The organism is Clostridium sp. FP2, from assembly GCF_011065955.2.
Lineage (GTDB): Bacteria > Bacillota > Clostridia > Clostridiales > Clostridiaceae > Clostridium_AD > Clostridium_AD tagluense.
On the sequence record NZ_JAAMNI020000002.1, the window covers coordinates 38,420 to 56,339 of the forward strand.

The window sequence follows — 17,920 nt, forward strand, 5'->3', positions numbered from 1 at the left end:
GACAATCCAATACGTGCTTAATAGACTAAGTAAGCATACCTAGGGTAAAGCATTAATACAACTGTATTTGGTATAGGATCTAGTCGAAAGACTAATAAAAAAAGGGAGATGGGTATACATGTCAATAATTAAAAATCCACTTTTAAGAAATGCCAAAAATTATAATGAGGATTTAGCATCAGGTAATTTATTGAAAGAAATTACGGACAATCAGTTAGAAACAATTAGTGGTGGTACTAATGACTGGGTTTCAAAACAAGCAGCAAATATTGCAGGGTTAGGTACTAATTATGGTAGAGTTTGTACAGTCTCAGCAGAGTGTGATTTCACTAATCTTTGTGCTGGTACAAAATAATAATTAATATTATTTTGGTTATTATGAATTGCTTAAAGAGTAGTAGTAAACATTTGTTGGACAATCCAATACGTGCTTAATAGACTAAGTAAGCATACCTAGGGTAAAGCATTAATACAACTGTATTTGGTATAGGATCTAGTCGAAAGACTAATAAAAAAAGGGAGATGGGTATACATGTCAATAATTAAAAATCCACTTTTAAGAAATGCCAAAAATTATAATGAGGATTTAGCATCAGGTAATTTATTGAAAGAAATTACGGACAATCAGTTAGAAACAATTAGTGGTGGTACTAATGACTGGCTTTCAAAAAAAGCAGCAAATATGGCAGGATTAGGTAATAATTATGGTAGAGTTTGTACAGTCTCAGCAGAGTGTGATTTCACTAATCTTTGTGGCGATACAAAATAATAATTAATATTATTATTTCGGTTATTATGAATTACTCAAAGAGTAGTAGTAAACATTTGTTGGACAATCCAATACATGCTTAATACACTAAGTAAGCATACCTAGGGTAAAGCATTAATACAACTGTATTTGGTATAGGATCTAGTCGAAAGACTAATAAAAAAAGGGAGATGGGTATACATGTCAATAATTAAAAATCCACTTTTAAGAAATGCCAAAAATTATAATGAGGATTTAGCATCAGGTAATTTATTGAAAGAAATTACGGACAATCAGTTAGAAACAATTAGTGGTGGTACTAATGACTGGCTTTCAAAAAAAGCAGCAAATATGGCAGGATTAGGTAATAATTATGGTAGAATTTGTTCAGTATCAGCAGAGTGTGAAGGTTTTCTTTGTGGTGATACAAAATAATAATTAATATTATTTTGGTTATTATGAATTACTCAAAGAGTAGTAGTAAACATTTGTTGGACAATCTAATGTTTACTTAATACTTAATATATTAACTAAGTATTAAGTAAACTTAAATTAGGCAAGATTGTTGAATTTTTTTTCAGCAATCTTACTTTTAGTTTATTTAACCAAAGTAAGTATATGACAATGCTTCGTGGTGCATTACAACATGGTTTATATGTAGCAAGTGTGAATCTTGCCAAAGTAACCTTTAGCAAATAATTTGTACTGGTTCTTAGAGATTTGCCTATAATAAACATTTTAAACATAGACAAATAGTTAATCGACATGGAAATAATCTAGTAGACATTATAGAATTCCAAAAAACAACTTAATGATGCAGTAAAAATATTATTAGTATAAAATACATACTAGAAGGAGTCAACTATGGAAAAATTAAATGATCATATTAAATATTGGATAACTCTGTTTCCAGAAATAAAAAATGAAAACCAGAAACTAATGTCAATATATAATGATTGTACATTGAAAAATATGAATGAAGATATTTTGATACCTTGTAAATTGCTAACATTAATTGAAACAACATATAGTCAGGAATTTTTAAATATTATAGAGCGTTTGAAGAAAACTCACGATATGCCATTTGTTGAAATATTCATGCCAATTATAAATATTAAATATAACATAATTGTAAAGGATTTAAAAAAATATTCATTTTTTCAGAATAAGGATAAGATGATAAGTGAATTTGTTTACTGCCTATATTCAGAAGTCTATAAAAAAGCATTCCGCATATGTATACAAGAGCTAAACATAGCAAAAATAAATGGCAAATTAAATGGTGAATCAAAGGAAGAAGAATTCAATTATTATACATTAAACTTATTAAGTAACAAAAACTATTTGCTTTATTTTTATAATGAGTATCCTAATTTATGGTCAGAATTGATGACTAGAGCTACTTATTTGAGTGATTTTATAATACAAATCATTAACCATATAGATTCAGATAAAAAGGATTTAATTGATTTGTTTTTAGATGGAAATGATAACAACTTCATAATAACCCAGATAGATTTTGGAGCGGGAGATTCTCATCAACAAGGCAAAAGTGTTGGGATAATTCAATTTAACTACAAATATCACGTTGTCTATAAACCACATCATTTAAAGATAGATACCGGGTTTCAAACGTTTTGTAAATGGCTTAACGAACAAAAAATTAATGGGTACCTACAATTACAAACCCCTATTGTTTTTACAACTAAGGAGTATGGTTGGACATCATATGTGAGTTATAAATCTTGTGAGGATGAGCAACAGATGCTCAATTATTATCACCGTATCGGACATTTGTTAGCATTATTATATTTATTTGATGCTAAGGATTTTCATCATGAAAATCTAATTGCTCATGGGGAGATACCCATTTTGATTGACTTAGAAACATTATTTCATGGAACCGTAGTAGACTCTAAAAACGATTTATCAACTCAGCTAATGGAAAATTCAGTTCTAGAAACAATGCTATTGCCAAGACGTATTCAACTAACTAAGGACCGTAATAAAGTAGTAGATATTAGTGGAGTTAGTGGGTTCACTGAACAAGAATGTCCATTATTAGTCCCTACAATTATAAATCAACTTCGTTCAGATATGAAAATTATTTATACAAACCCAATTATAACTCCGGAGAAAAACATTCCTAAAATTGAGGGACAAGAGCTTTCAAAAATTCAGCCTCAATATGTTGATCAGATTGTATCAGGCTTTTCGTCACTGTATGATTGGATAATGTTACATAAACAAGAAACTAATAGTATCATTATGGATTCATTTAATGAAAGTCATTGTCGATTAATTTTAAAATCTACAAATATATATGCTACATTATTAAGATTGGGAACACATCCTGATTTGCACGTTAATCCAATAAATAAAGAAGTATTTTTATGCAGAATAGCTTTAAGTAATATAACAAAAAAATCAAGATTATTAAGTTTCCATGAACATCAGGATTTAATGAATGGAGATGTTCCTTATTTTTATACTATCTTTAATAAAACTGATATATACAACTCAAAACAAGATAAAATAAAAGGAGTTAAATTAATTAGTACACCAGCTCAAAACTTTAAAAAAAGACTTAATGCTATGTGCGAAAAAGATAAACAACTACAAATCAAGTTAATTGATTTGAGTTTTATACATTCATTGCCACTAAACCATATCACCACAAACTATGAATTAGCTGATGCAATTTGTTATGACAGAGATGAAATCTTACAACTGGCGCAAAAAACCGGTAAAGTCATTGCAGATAATAGCATATTACTTAATAACGACTGTACCTGGGTTGGAATAGAACTAGATAAATTATCTGAGGAAATGACTTGTGTTAGTACTCTCTCACCCGATTTATATAAGGGATTAGCTGGAATTGCATTGTTTTTTAGTTGTTTATACAAAATCACTCAATTAAATGAATATGAATTATACACAAGAGCAGTATGTCATCAACTAGTTCACACTATTGAACCATTAACAATAAAAGATTTTAAAAATTTGAAAAAAATTGATAATCAAGGATTTGATATTGGTGGGTTTACAGGTGTGGGGAGTGTTCTTTATGCATTATACCATATTTCTTTAAATATTAATGATGTTCATTATCATAAAATCGTTATTGACAAAGTTATGCTGATATATAAAGCACATATTATTGATAGTAAAATGAATAAAGATATTATTGGTGGTATAAGTGGATATGTAATGATGCTATTGTCAATTTATGAACACGAAACTGATGCGATCATTAAAGAGAAATTGGAAAAAATTATTTTGGATTTAGAAGTATCATTACATGATATTAGTAAAATAGATGGAGAAGGATATACTGGGTTTGCACATGGTACAAGTGGTGCAATTGCTACACTAATTAGGATTAATTCTCACTTTCCAGATGATAAACGTATTATTTCCATTAAACAACTATTAGATCATGAGCGTAGCTTATTTGATAAACAAGAACAAAATTGGTATACAAAAGAAGATGGTACTAGTAAAGCGGTTGGATGGTGTAATGGAGCTACTGGGATATTGTTGAGTCGCGTACTATTGAAAAAATACAACTATAGTGATGATTTAATTGATAATGAAATAGACATCGCAGTACAATCGGTGTTAAATAAGGGATTTGGCAATAATATAACACTGTGCCATGGGGACACGGGTAATGCTATTGTTCTAATGGAATATATTAAAATAATAAAAAATGAAGACGTAAAAGAAAAATTGAATATTGTATGTCATAAAATAGTTCATTATTTAAAAGAAAATATAGATAAGACGTTATACAAAACCATAGATTTTTATGGGTTAATGATTGGTAAAAGTGGAGAGGGATATTTTTTATTAAAATTACTTCAAGATGATATAGGCAACATACTTTTCTTAGAATAGGTGGTTAATTATGGCAAAAATACATTTTGTTGAACAAGTACATCAAACTGAATGTGGGTTATGTTGCATTGCAATGGTTTTGGATTATTATAAAAGTTGCTATTCAGTATCGGACTTAAGAAAAGTCATGGAAATAGGACGTGATGGTTCAAATTTATTTCAAATGAGTTCCTTATTACAAAAATTTAATTTTAAAACAAAAGCTTATAAAACAAACCTAGGTGGATTAAAACAATTAACATTTCCTTGTATTATATTGTGGGACAATAATCATTTCGTTGTTTTAGAAAATATAAGTGAAAAAATCACAATAATTGATCCTGCTTTTGCAAGAAGAGTTATATCTGCCGAAGAATTTATGAAACATTATTCAAATGTTGTATTAACAATGAAACCAACAAGTGATTTTCAACCAATGAAAAAGAAAAGTTCCAATTATAAAATGTTTTATAATGAAATGATACAAAACAAAAAACTTTTTATATATACATTTATATTTTCTTTAATAAATTCACTAGTAACGTTAATTATTCCAATAGGCATACAATTTTTAATTGATGCTATATTTAAAAAGGCAATACCTAATAGTTTTATATTCATCATAATAATTATGGTTTGTAGTTTAACTTTAATTTCACTTTGTAGGGGGATGGTATCGGCAAAATTAAATGCATTGTTAAACAGGTCAATGGCATACAAAGTATTTAAACACTTGCTAAATGTTCCATATAAATATTTTGAATTAAGAGCAGCAAGTGATATTTTATATAGATTAAGTAGTGTTGAAGTTATCAAAAGCTTACTATCTAATAAGTCAATCAACATATTCTTGGATGGTATCTCCTTAATAGTTATTTTAAGTTATATGATTTTTAAATCACCACTGTTAAGTTTAATAGTAATAGGTATTCTTTGTGTATTTTTAATAATTACACTATTGATGAAGGGAAAAATGAAAGAATTGAGTCTTTATGACCTATATGAGCGTAGTAAAATACAACGTATTCAAATGGATAGTATTTCCACTATATTTATGATTAAAGTAAATGCTTTAGAAGAATGTATTGAAAATAAATGGGTGCATCAGATGGAACGTTCAATAACTAAGGCATTAAAAAAAGATTATTTTTTAACTATATATACAGTATTAAATCAAACTATACAATTGACAGCTCCTATTCTTGTTCTGTTATTTGCATTTCAATTAAAGACATTTACTATTGGTGAAGTAATAGCATTCTATTCTATTACAGTTTATTTTTTTTCAGTTTCAACATCACTTTTTCAAGTAATTAATGATATAGTATTTGTAAATAATAATTTAGAACGCTTGAAAGATATTATTGAATATCCAAAAGAAGAAGTTGTAAAAACCCATATGGATACTCAATTTCATGGTAATATTAATGTTGAAAATGTAGTGTTTTCTTATACGGCTGATTCTAAGCCAGTATTACAAAATGTTTCAATAAATATTAAGCCTGGGCAAAAGATTGCTTTAGTTGGGGAATCAGGATCTGGTAAATCAACCTTAGGTAAATTAATTTTAGGATTATACGATTGTCAACATGGGGATATTCTTTATGATGGAGTGTCCATCACTGAAATTAATAAAAAAAATCTACGTCAACAAATAGGTGTGGTTCCGCAAGATGTTACTCTACAAAATACAACTTTGTATAATAATATAACATTGGGTAAAACAAATGTAACTGAAGAAAATCTTATTAATTCGTGTAAAATCGCTCAAATATATGATGATATTTGTCGAATGCCTTTAGGTTTCGATACAATTATTTCAAATTTAGGTAACAATTTATCCGGTGGGCAACGACAGCGTATAGCTTTAGCAAGAGCACTTATTAATCGTCCATCAATTATTGTCTTAGATGAAGCAACTAGTTCTTTAGATACTATCAATGAACGTTTAATTACAAATCATTTTAAGCAAGAAAAGTGTACACGAATTGTAATTGCACATCGTTTATCTACAGTTGAAGATGCTGACTGTATCTATGTAATGAAAGAAGGACGAATAGTTGAATATGGTACTCACACTGAACTTTTGTCCCAAAAAGGATATTATAAAGAGCTGTATCAAAATTCTTGAGTATAATAGAACCATTCATTGGGGTATGAAGAGTATATTTGTAACCAGAAGCAATGTAAGCGTCAAAAATTCTCCGTATTTATTTTTAGGAACTACTTTGATAAACAAAATCCAGTAGTAAGCAGCAAGTGCTTTTCTACTGGATTTTTTTTTAATCTTTTTTAGAGATGTCGATAAGCATAATTCACTGGTTATAAAGGATGATTGTTTCTAGTATACTGAAATCAATGCGGACCGGCCTTTAAAAAACCAAGCATAAAATGGAAAAAATCCATTGCCAGCACCCTCAAAATATACTATCCTTTTTAGTGACGAAACTGAAAAGGATAATAAGGAGATGCTAACAATGGAACACATATATCTTATCAGACATTTAAGGAAATTTGAAGGAAAAAGTTTAAGAAAAATTGCAGAAATTACTGGGCATGATTTTTCTACAGTTAAAAGATATGTTGATAAAGATGATTTTAATCTCGGTATGCCCACAAAACAAAAAACGCTCCTATCATTTAAAATAACCTAATAATCTTTCATATTGGGTTGAGCATAGTATAACTGGGAAAATACCCAGTTATACTATTTAATAGAATGATTTTAATTAGTTATCGCGAAAAATTACATATCAAGATATTTTCACAAATTCTTCATAAATTATGTCTAATTGAATGTACGATTTTATGTAAAATCGTACATTTGGTTACGACGTAATTCATAAAAGATACGACAGAACTTAATATAAAATTGCGTTACATCAAATCTACATATGTGGCATAGGTGCTTCATAGCAACCGTATTTATAAAAATTGTACCATTCAAGAATACTTTTTTCGGGTGCAACTTCTAACGCAATCATTACTTCTTTAGCGAATTCCAAAGGCGCTGTGCCATTTGATGTAATAATATTATTATCTCTCACTGCCGGTTGCATCATATACTTTTCTTCTCCCATATAAGCATCTCCAGCCCACTTCTTCAAATCATTTAAATCATTACTAGTATGTTTGACATTGTTTAAAATACCCATTTTACCTAGAAAAACCGAGGCATCACAAATACCACCTAAAACTTTTTTGTTGTTCAGAGCGTTTTCTACTAAAGGCTTAACCTGCTGAGCCTTCTCAGTTCTCCATGACATTCCACCAATTAGAACTAAGCCTTCAAAATCAGTTGGAGCAGATTTAATATCATAATCTGGAATAACAGTAAATCCACCTAGTGATTTAATACTATCTTTCGTCAAGGAAACAGTTTTTATAGAATATACCTCTTGACCCAATGCAAGAATTAACGAAGATACATAAGCAGCTTCCCAATCAGCATACTTATCCAAAATAACAAATAATACAGTTTTTTTCATTACATAACCTCTTTTCTAAAATTTTATTAGTTATAACAAATAATAATTAAGTCGTTTTACCTAACTATCTACAGATAATACACCATTTTTAAATGAAGCTGAATGTGTATCGGTAATTAATAGCCACGTGCCTTGATGTTTTTCCAATGTAACTATTGAATAATAAACTCCAGAATCTACAGGTGATACGGAATTCTCCTTGAATTTAATATCATATTTTATCATGTAAAATTTAACATTTTTTTCTTTTCCTAAATAAGTTGACTCTAATTTATATTTAAGTAGCGGATATTTCTGTGGATTAATCTCTTTTAGTTCTAAAAAATCTCTACTTTTGATTATATTAGGAATAGAATCAAAACTCTTTAATTGATCAGCCTTTATAACCAATGAATTATGCTTATCGACATCTCTCTCAATGTCTGCAACTTTATAGTATTGTTTTATACTTTTTTTTATACTCATATTTTCATATGAAAAAAATACAAAACATAAAATTAATGACAGTAGAATAACTCCACCTATAACTATTTTATATATTAATTTCATCTCAAAATCTCCTTTTACAATGGAGTATTACGTACCCCATTAGTTAATATAATGTATCTTCTAGCTGTAGTATAGTTACTTATTCTTAACCCTATATACTAGTAACGATAAAATTATTAGCACTACTGATGCCACAAGCAAATAATACTTTTCTTTAAAGCTATTATTCATCAAAGAAAATAGAAACAAATTCTTTGTGTATTTACCCTTTGTCATAATATCAAAGACAAAATAAACTATTGGTATCATATACCCTATGCTTACATTTTCAGTAAGAGAAGCAACAAATAATCCTAATCCGCCTAGAAATAGTGTAGATATAAAGGTTCCCATTATTAACCTTCCAGAAGTAAATGTTCCACCAAGATAAATTAATATATTAACAAATAATGCTATTAGTGATATTAGTAAAATTACTGATATAAGTATTCTTATTATATAAACCAATATAGGAGAAATAGCCTTTGCGTTTATTGTCTCTTTTATATTTTCATCTTCTTCTGGTGTAAATATTGGCACTAGAATCACTACTCCAATTATTACAATAAATTGCTCACATATTCTTGCAGCCATTGGAAAATCCAAGTTGGTAATGCTAAAGATTATGGGAGTTGAAATTAATAACATAAGTGATAACAATATATTATTTCGAAAAGCTATTCTTAAATTTACCTTTGAAATTTGTAAAACATTTCGAATACCTATCATAAAAATCAATCCTTCCTGTTCGCTTTAGCTTTAATATATAAATAGATGCAATCACGAAAATTACCGATACCGAAATAAAGAATATCCTATTTAAAAATATATTAGGTATAATAGAAACAAATACATCTCTATCCTCTATTGTATTAAATCTTATCATTAATTGACTTAAATCATAACTTCCAGTTAATACGCCTTTAGATATAGAGGAGTACCACCAAATCATCTGAACTGGAATAGCTATTGCTGTCTCTGTAAGAAGAGTTAAAAACATCCCTACAGCAGTTACTGCCATAAGTGTTGGCATAAGCCACCCTATTGAATACTTAAAAACCGCAAAATAATCTACCGTTAAATTAAGTTTTTCGCTAAAACTGACGGCCTGAAACGTTGAGACACCTGCAAGTAATAAAATTGGAATCATCATCATTATAACTAAGGCACTATATCTCGACAGGATTAACTTAGCAGAACTTACTCTTCTACTATAAATGAGCTCTTTCATATTGCTTTTTCTATCTTTCCTAATAAAAGATACTACAACAAACACTGGAAATAAACCCATTACGATTCCCATATAATCGCAAAACAGCCTTGCAAAACCATTTGTAATCTTATCCTTCTCTATTAAATCTTTATAAGTTTTCATTGCTTCCTCATAGGTTATTGGCCTAACGCCAAAACGCTTTAAATTTTCTTTTGAATAATTAGATTGCTCTCCTATTATATTACTCGCTTCCTCCATTAATACTTTAAAGCTAGCATAGTCTTTTGAGCTGCTGCTAAAATGTATTTCACTCCATTTTTCAGTTTTATGCAATGCATCTAACTCGCTTAGAGATCTTCCTGTTGTTTGACTTATAATTTCTTCTATCTTTTTCGTGTCTTCCTTATCTAATTTAACATTTTTAAACAAGCCATGTGGATAAGCCGAGTATGTTCCTTTCATATGCTCTTCATACATCATTAATGTTGATTTAGAGATAACTTGTTCTGGTATCTCTTCGTTCGTAGTTCCATAAGGATACCTATCATTCTCTTTATTGTACTTTTCAACGCCTTGAACATAAGAAGGCTTTATCAAAGCACTTCCTAGATACTGTGGATCATTTCCTTTTATATCTGAAAAGTATTGGGTGGTATAAAATGCTATGGTTATACAAATAAAAACTATATAAATCAAGCTCTTACCTAATTGCGTGCATTCCTTTAGAAATAGGTTAAACATTATCTATCCCTCCAATCATAAGCATGTACGAATCTTCAATATTGGGTTCGCAAATTTGGGCATTATCGCTTGGAGGAACATCTGAGATAACCCTAATGGAGATACTGTCCCCTATCATAATCATACCTGTTATAATATATTCTTGTTTTATTCTTTCTAATTCATCGGTGTTAACGTTCATAGAAAAAACTTTTCCTTCTGCTTTGCTTTTTAATTCCTGAACAGTTCCTTTAAATATAAGGCTCCCATTGTCTAATATCCCAATGTTTTTGCAGGTGGCCTCAATATCTCCGATTATATGTGTTGAAAGAATAACTATTTTATCCTTTGCTAGTTCACAAAGAAGGTTTCTAAATCGAATTCTCTCCTTTGGATCTAACCCTGCTGTTGGCTCATCAACTATTAAAACTTTTGGATTATGTAAAATTGCTTTATCTATTCCAAGTCTTCTTTTCATTCCGCCAGATAGAGCCTTAACCTTTACTTTTTTACAATCTAACAAGTTAACTTTTTCTAAAAGTTCTGGAATTACTTTTTTCCTCTCACTTGAGGGAACCTCTGATAAAACTCCTAAATAATCCATAGCTTCATAAACGGATAGATTTGGATAAACTGAGAAGTCCTGAGGAAGATATCCAATAAGTTTTCTTAATTCTTTAGTTTTTAAAATATCTAGCTTTGGTTTCCTTCCACCTACTTTTCCCCTTGTTCTTGCAGATGCTAAACCTTCTTTTGTCCTTTCACTTATGAGGGCTCTTTCAAATTGGCCTCAGTTTCATATGCTATATAAAAATACAAAAAATAAAAAATTTTTATGGTTGTTTTTGTCTTAAATTCTTTATAACATTACAATAATTACTTTTGTGATGTCACAAAAAATAAAACATTGTATTAAATTACATAATTATACTGTATAATATGATAGTACATAATAAAGAAAAATATGGGAGGTATGAGAAAAATAAAAAAACGTAGAAAAACCAAAAAGCGTACAAGTACACTTGTTTTATTATTTGTGATATTTGAATTGACGTTCACAATAATTACTGGTCCATTTATGCTTTATTATGGTCCATTTAAAAATGTGAAGACTACAGTGGTAGGTGCGGCAATGACTACTTATTCATTACAATGGCTTGCAACAACATTTTTATCAAAAGAGGCAATAGAAAAAATCATGAGCACGCAAATAGTGGATGCATTAGTCCAAAATAACTTAGATAGTGTAAAAGTAGAAAATAAAGATGATGATAGTATAGAAAGATATGATGTAAAAGGAAATAATTTTAAAGGTTACATATTAATAATTAATGACCCAACTAGGCTAAAAGTAGGTTACACTAGTTTGATTCATAAGGAAGGGCAACTAACTAGTGATATCGCAAAGGATAACAATGCAATTGCGGCAATCAATGCTGGTGGATTTAAAGATGTAGATAATGGAACGAAATGGACAGGAACAGGAGCAAATCCAATTGGAATTATAATGGCCAATGGGAAAACTGCTTTTAATGATATAACTGATGTAAATAAAAAAACAGAAGTTGTAGCAATGACTAGTTCAGGAAAATTATTAGTTGGTCCTCATAGCCTTTCAGAGATGAAAACAGCTGGAGTTACCGATGCAGTATCTTTTGGACCAGCACTTATAGTTAGTGGACAAAAAACTATTACTAAAGGTAATGGTGGTTGGGGTATTGCACCTAGAACATGTGTAGCGCAAAGAAAAGATGGAGCAATAATATTTTTAGTAATTGACGGTAGACAGACAAAAAGTTTAGGGGCTTCTTTAAAAGAAGCGCAAGATGTATTATATGATTATGGAGCCGTTAACGCTTCTAACTTAGATGGTGGTTCTTCTTCTACATTATTTTATGATGATGAAGTTATAAATAGTCCATCAGATAGTTTTGGAGAAAGGACAGTACCTTCAATTATGTATATAAAGAGTAGGTAATAAGCTAAAATCTAAGAATAGGATACTTTAAAGTTAAAGGAGAAAGAAATATGAGTCGGCTGAAAAGAATAAGCATATGGATAGTAGTATCTTTATCTTTGCAATGTTTAGGGCTCTTTTACATTGATCATTATTTTTTAGCTACCGATTCAAAGGCAGTTTCAAAAAAAGTTGTCAAAGAGGTAAGTACCAAAGATATTGATATTACTATACCAACAAATGCAGAAAATATATTAGTATCCTATGATGCTAAATATTTATCTTATTATGATGATGATAAATTGGTAATTGCTAATTGTTCGACTGGGAAAACTAAAAACATAAAATCGGAAGATGGATGTAACATTTCTTTTGCTTCATGGGTTCCCGGTAGAAATAGAATGGTTTTCGTAGAAAAAGAAAGTGATGATGAATCTAGTAACTTAATATTATATTCTTATGATGTAGTAAAAGGTGAAAAAGTAGAAACGATAAAATTAGAGTGGGGTGCTACTAACCCTAAAGTAGAAGATATCCAAACAGCGCCATTAACAGGACTTACTTACGTGAAGGTATCAAACAATGCTAATAAAAGCAGTATTTATAGAATCGATAGAAATCCAGATATGTCAAAAATCGATACAATACCTAAACTCGTGGGCAATATAGCATTGATTCGCCATGAAGATAAATTAGTCTATGAAGGCTCAGTGTATAATAAAATATATGTTACTGGTCAAAGTGATGCTTTAAGTGTTAGTGGTGTTGATAAGCTTACATTGGTTGGCATTGATAATGATGATACTATATACCTTTCAGAAATGAAAGATAATTTAATAAGTAAAATTTATTATGGTAAAACGTCACAAAAGACTAGCACATGGAAAGCCATTGAATTACAAACACCTTGCGCTAAAGAAAATTTATTTATATCAACTAATGGTAAAATATATCAAAATGATGCACTAAAAGGTGCTATTAAAGATATAAATTCTGGAACTCAAACTAGCTATAAAGGTAAATTTATCCAATTATATAATAAGGGAGTAGCATCTCTTGTAAATAACAAAATATCTTTTGTTCCTTTTAAGTAATCAATGAATCCAAACTATGCCAGGGGTCTGTGTAGTAACGGAACTAAAAACCGGAACACAGACCCTGAAATTTATCATCTAAATTAGCTAATATGTCGCTAATCCGAAGGCCCGTATTAATACCCACAACAAATATTAAGTAGTTTTTATATCCTGTCTTCAATAATTCCATTTTCATTTCTTCAAGTTTTTCTCTATCCCTAATTGGTTGAACTAACTTCATGATCTACAAGTCCTTAATATTATAAATAAATATACATAAAGCTGAATATTTAGTAATTTTGTAAAATTTTATTGAAAAATGTCGTAAAACTTGTATAATATAATTGTAATGATAAAATTAAAATTAATTTAGGGGGAAATAAAATGAGTAAAAAGAAAAAAAGCTTTCCTACGGCATTTACTGTGCTATTTATAGTTCTAATTTTTGCAGCTGTACTTACCTATGTGGTACCAGCAGGTTCATATGCAAAATTAAAGTATGATAATGAAAAAATCGTTTTCACTGTAACAAACCCAGATGCCTCTGTAAAGGAATTACCTGGAACACAAGATACACTAAATAAACTAAAAATCAAGATAGACATAGAAAAATTTAAGGATGGAAGTATTAGCAAACCTGTGGCAATTCCAGACACTTATGAGAAGGTAAAGCAAAACCCTCAAGGTTTATCTAATATAATTCAAGCTCCGATAAAAGGAGTATATGACACCATTGATATTATTATGTTTGTATTTATAATTGGTGGATGTATTGGTGTATTAAATAGCAGTGGAGCTTTTGATGCAGGTATTGCAAGTCTTTCACGTATTACCAAAGGAAAAGAATTTATTTTAATTATTGTAGTTACAATATTGATTTCTATAGGAGGAACCACTTTTGGATTAGCAGAAGAAACCATTGCCCTATATCCAATACTTGTTCCAGTATTTATGGCAGCAGGCTATGATGCAATAGTATGTATTGCTGCGCTTTATATGGGCTCATCCATTGGTACCATGTTTTCCACTGTAAATCCATTTTCATCAGTTATTGGGTCAAATGCAGCAGGAATAACCTTTACACAAGGGTTAGGAATGAGGGGTGCAGGGTTATTAATTGCAACAACAATAACTATTATTTATATTATGAAGTATGGTAAAAAAATAAAAAATGATCCAACAAAATCTTTAATATACAGTCAAAAAAAAGAAATTGAAGAAAGATTTTTAAAGGGTTATAGCGAAAAAGAAGTACCAAAATTTACATTTAGACGTAAATTAATGTTAATTATATTTGCATTAACTTTTGCTGTAATGATTTGGGGAGTTTCCAGTCAAGGATGGTGGTTCACTGAAATGACTGCATTATTTTTAGTTGTAGGCATAGGACTTGGTGTAATTTCAGGACTTGGAGAAAAAGAATTTGTTAACAAATTTATTATGGGGGCCGCTGATTTAGTCGGTGTTGCATTAGTTATTGGAGTTGCAAGAGCAATTAATTTGATTATGGAAAATGGAGTAATTTCTGATTCAATTCTTAATATGGCATCAGGTACAGTTCAAGGAATGAATTCAAAAATATTTATAATTGTAATTCTTTTATTATTTATACTCCTTGGGTTTTTTATCCCTTCATCTTCAGGGCTCGCAGTATTGTCAATACCAATTATAGCACCACTTGCGGACACTGTAGGATTGCCAAGAGATATAATAGTAAGTGCATATCAATATGGACAAGGGCTAATATCATTTATAACTCCAACGGGACTTATTTTAGCTACTTTAGCAATGGTAGATGTAACTTATGATAAATGGTTAAAATTTATAATGCCATTAATGGGTTATATTGGAGCACTTGCAGTTGTTATGTTGTTAATTCAAACAGTATTCTAAATAATAAAAAGTAATATAAAAGTACCAATGAATTGGTTATTTAACAATTCATTGGTACTTTTATATTTCCCATCAAGTGCCTCTGGGGTACGGCCAACTTCATATTATAATTTACACAACAAAAATTATTTAACCCTTTTGTTTTGATTTTAGATTTAGTTTTAACAACATAATCCATATTTCATATCCAAGAAATGTTCCTAATGTATTCATTAATATATCATTTAATTGCACAAATCTTCCAATAAAAATCTGAAGAAATTCAATTGTTCCCGAAAAGACTAAACCAATTAAAATCCCATAAATCCATTTTTTTTTGAGTTTCTTAAAAACAATTGAGGAAAAGAAACCAAAAGGAGTAAAAAGAGCAATATTCAACAGTGTTGCCATGGATAACCCTTCTCCAAATAAAGCAAAGCTATAATTCACACGGTCATTAATTATTGAAGTTGTGCTGAAGTCTCCACCAATGATTCCTGTTATTTTTAAAATTGTTATAACAACAAGAATCCATACGAATTCGCATAACATACTCAATGGTTTAAATTCTATTGTTCTTTTAGTTAAAAACTTTCCACCAGTGAATATACTAAAAATAATAAATGCTATAGGTATTAAATAAATCAACGTTCCTATTCCTTCTCGCAAATAATCTATTAACACTTCTAGTTCTCCCTTCTTGTCGCACATATAAATAATCTTTACTCCGCATTTTTCTACAGATGCGTCTTAATATCAATGAATATTATACCACTACCGATAAGTTCCTTATAGTTTTAGATTTATATAAGATACAGTTCAAAAAGTTGAAAAGCTAAGAATATCAATGTATTCAATAAATGAAAATGCAGTAAAAAATTATATAGATACGAACTATAACACATTTAATTCATCATATCCAAATTGGACAAGCTCTGGCGGTGATTGTGCTAATTTTGTATCACAATGTTTGGACAACTAAGGTATCATATAAAAAATTTATAACTGCATCAGGCTTTGCAACTTATGCAAATATAGGTGATGCTGTAAGTTTGTTAAATTCTAATGGAGCAGCATATCATACACTGATTGTATATGATAAAAAATTTAGTTCCATAAAATGTAATTAATAAAAAATCTGTTAATACTTGGAAATATATTGATTTTATTATGAAATTACGATATGTTGTATATAATGACTTAAAAAAACAACATCTAATGGCGGAGTAGTAACAAAAATCTTCTCTTATACATATTTTTACGTATGAGAGAAGTGTTTTTATAATAAAATATATAAGTAAGGAATGATGAATATGTATAGAACTAAGAAAATAATATTAATATTGATATTACTTATTTTAATTATCGCCAGCTGTTTAATTTTTTATAATATTAAATATAATTATGCTAAGGCTGTTATTATTTCAGGATTAAAAGACGAAGTAATTGCTATAGAACCAGAACTAGATTATGTATCAGAAGATAGAATAATATTTCATTGTATTGATGGGTTGTTTGTTTATGATCTAAAAAATAAGAAAATTGATAAAACCATTGATTTAGCTCATATTAATAGTAATTATATGAATGGATCGACCTACACTCAAGTTTTAGTTTCAAAGGATGGTAATAAAGTTTATATTGACAATATAGGCGAAAGCTTGGATAATTTTATCTATGAATACAACATCAAAATGAATCTATTAAGAAAGATAAAATATAAAAAAATAAATGACAAAGATCGTTACATTCCAAATTTAAAATCAGAAAAGATATTGAGGATAGGGTTATATAGTGGTTGTTATGGTACTATTTACAATAATATAGATGTATATTTATATATGAAAAACTCAGAACTTAAAAATTTGCAAGTATTACTACATGATAAAAAAAATAATAAAGATACATATTATTATATTTTTGAAGAATTAAGGTGAAAGAAATTTAATACGGGTGAAAACGAGCCACATGATGGGCAATAATTCCATTATGCGGCTCATTTTTCTTATGATAAATCATGTTATTAATAATTCAATTGATAACAAGGTAACCTGTATATATTAAAATACAGGTATCAATAATAATGCAGCTAATTTATACAAAACAACAGGATTTTATGATACTGTAGTTTCTAATATTTATGAAAGGAGTTCATTTTAATGAACTTTTTTAATTATAGCGGGTAATTCTGGAGGAAGGAATGAGAATAACATATGGAACTGCTTAAAAGAGAAAGACTGCCCGGACTTAGAACTGGAATAGCAGTGAGAACAAAACTTGTAAGCATAGCACAAGTAGCTCGCCGAAATAAAGAAGCTAGTTAAGACTATACGTGTAACATTAACAAAAGATGCTTTTATTCATTCAGATCAAGGTAGTCATTATACAAGGTATTAATATTACCCTGAAAATAAAAAATAGTATGAGAGTAATCCC

Annotated in this window: 19 protein-coding genes; 12 read left to right on the forward strand and 7 right to left on the reverse strand. The window is 29.3% G+C overall.

The features are described from left to right. The first annotated feature begins 118 nt into the window (after window positions 1–118). The 6 genes from G9F71_RS24865 to G9F71_RS24890 all read left to right on the forward strand — a co-directional run bounded on the left by G9F71_RS24865 (window position 119) and on the right by G9F71_RS24890 (window position 7,284). Entirely contained in the window at window positions 119–355 is a 237-nt protein-coding gene (locus G9F71_RS24865; protein ID WP_164952171.1) for a plantaricin C family lantibiotic, read from the forward strand. A gap of 177 nt (window positions 356–532) precedes the next feature. Next, window positions 533–769, forward strand: a complete 237-nt coding sequence (locus tag G9F71_RS24870) for a plantaricin C family lantibiotic (protein ID WP_224626861.1) — start codon at window positions 533–535, stop codon at window positions 767–769. A 180-nt stretch (window positions 770–949) separates the two neighbouring features. Further along, entirely contained in the window at window positions 950–1,183 is a 234-nt protein-coding gene (locus tag G9F71_RS24875; RefSeq protein WP_164952022.1) for a plantaricin C family lantibiotic, read from the forward strand. Between the two features lie 429 nt (window positions 1,184–1,612). Further along, a complete protein-coding gene (locus G9F71_RS24880; RefSeq protein WP_164952023.1) occupies window positions 1,613–4,651 on the forward strand; it encodes a type 2 lanthipeptide synthetase LanM family protein in 3,039 nt (1,012 codons plus the stop codon). Window positions 4,652–4,661: 10 nt separating this feature from the next. Beyond that, window positions 4,662–6,761, forward strand: coding sequence for a peptidase domain-containing ABC transporter (locus G9F71_RS24885; RefSeq protein WP_164952024.1), 2,100 nt, complete (start codon window positions 4,662–4,664; stop codon window positions 6,759–6,761). Window positions 6,762–7,107: 346 nt separating this feature from the next. Further along, a complete protein-coding gene (locus tag G9F71_RS24890; RefSeq protein WP_164952025.1) occupies window positions 7,108–7,284 on the forward strand; it encodes a hypothetical protein in 177 nt (58 codons plus the stop codon). 234 nt (window positions 7,285–7,518) lie between these two features. Here the strand turns inward: G9F71_RS24890 and G9F71_RS24895 are convergent, their stop codons facing one another. The 5 genes from G9F71_RS24895 to G9F71_RS24915 form a co-directional block, all read right to left on the reverse strand. Next, a complete protein-coding gene (locus tag G9F71_RS24895; RefSeq protein ID WP_164952026.1) occupies window positions 7,519–8,118 on the reverse strand; it encodes a DJ-1/PfpI family protein in 600 nt (199 codons plus the stop codon). A 60-nt stretch (window positions 8,119–8,178) separates the two neighbouring features. Further along, window positions 8,179–8,667 carry a DUF4829 domain-containing protein gene (locus G9F71_RS24900; protein ID WP_164952027.1) on the reverse strand — a complete coding sequence of 163 codons (489 nt, stop codon included), beginning with the start codon at window positions 8,665–8,667 and terminating at the stop codon, window positions 8,179–8,181. A 75-nt stretch (window positions 8,668–8,742) separates the two neighbouring features. Further along, window positions 8,743–9,240 carry an ABC transporter permease gene (locus G9F71_RS24905; protein WP_224626864.1) on the reverse strand — a complete coding sequence of 166 codons (498 nt, stop codon included), beginning with the start codon at window positions 9,238–9,240 and terminating at the stop codon, window positions 8,743–8,745. A gap of 70 nt (window positions 9,241–9,310) precedes the next feature. After that, window positions 9,311–10,600, reverse strand: coding sequence for an ABC transporter permease (locus tag G9F71_RS24910; RefSeq protein WP_164952029.1), 1,290 nt, complete (start codon window positions 10,598–10,600; stop codon window positions 9,311–9,313). Beyond that, entirely contained in the window at window positions 10,593–11,348 is a 756-nt protein-coding gene (locus G9F71_RS24915; protein ID WP_164952123.1) for an ATP-binding cassette domain-containing protein, read from the reverse strand. The genes G9F71_RS24910 and G9F71_RS24915 overlap by 8 nt, the downstream gene beginning before the upstream one ends. A gap of 204 nt (window positions 11,349–11,552) precedes the next feature. Here G9F71_RS24915 and G9F71_RS24920 point away from each other — a divergent pair, with 204 nt between their 5' ends. Both G9F71_RS24920 and G9F71_RS24925 read left to right on the forward strand, forming a co-directional pair. Further along, a complete protein-coding gene (locus tag G9F71_RS24920; protein WP_164952030.1) occupies window positions 11,553–12,557 on the forward strand; it encodes a phosphodiester glycosidase family protein in 1,005 nt (334 codons plus the stop codon). 50 nt (window positions 12,558–12,607) lie between these two features. After that, window positions 12,608–13,630 (forward strand): hypothetical protein, encoded by a 1,023-nt coding sequence (locus G9F71_RS24925; RefSeq protein WP_164952031.1) that lies wholly within the window; start codon window positions 12,608–12,610, stop codon window positions 13,628–13,630. 43 nt (window positions 13,631–13,673) lie between these two features. Here the strand turns inward: G9F71_RS24925 and G9F71_RS24930 are convergent, their stop codons facing one another. Continuing rightward, entirely contained in the window at window positions 13,674–13,853 is a 180-nt protein-coding gene (locus G9F71_RS24930) for a hypothetical protein (protein WP_187353508.1), read from the reverse strand. Window positions 13,854–13,996: 143 nt separating this feature from the next. On the opposite strand from G9F71_RS24930, the gene G9F71_RS24935 reads away from it, so the two are divergent. After that, entirely contained in the window at window positions 13,997–15,505 is a 1,509-nt protein-coding gene (locus tag G9F71_RS24935) for a YfcC family protein (protein WP_164952032.1), read from the forward strand. Between the two features lie 129 nt (window positions 15,506–15,634). Here the strand turns inward: G9F71_RS24935 and G9F71_RS24940 are convergent, their stop codons facing one another. Beyond that, window positions 15,635–16,195 carry a VanZ family protein gene (locus tag G9F71_RS24940; RefSeq protein ID WP_224626866.1) on the reverse strand — a complete coding sequence of 187 codons (561 nt, stop codon included), beginning with the start codon at window positions 16,193–16,195 and terminating at the stop codon, window positions 15,635–15,637. Window positions 16,196–16,331: 136 nt separating this feature from the next. On the opposite strand from G9F71_RS24940, the gene G9F71_RS27810 reads away from it, so the two are divergent. From G9F71_RS27810 to G9F71_RS24955, 3 genes are all read left to right on the forward strand, one after another. Beyond that, entirely contained in the window at window positions 16,332–16,466 is a 135-nt protein-coding gene (locus G9F71_RS27810; RefSeq protein WP_164952033.1) for an amidase domain-containing protein, read from the forward strand. Continuing rightward, window positions 16,432–16,614: a hypothetical protein gene (locus G9F71_RS24950; RefSeq protein ID WP_220322722.1), complete on the forward strand. Its 183-nt coding sequence runs from the start codon at window positions 16,432–16,434 to the stop codon at window positions 16,612–16,614. The genes G9F71_RS27810 and G9F71_RS24950 overlap by 35 nt, the downstream gene beginning before the upstream one ends. Window positions 16,615–16,797: 183 nt before the next feature. Next, window positions 16,798–17,421, forward strand: a complete 624-nt coding sequence (locus G9F71_RS24955) for a hypothetical protein (protein ID WP_164952035.1) — start codon at window positions 16,798–16,800, stop codon at window positions 17,419–17,421. The last annotated feature ends 499 nt before the right edge of the window (window positions 17,422–17,920 follow it).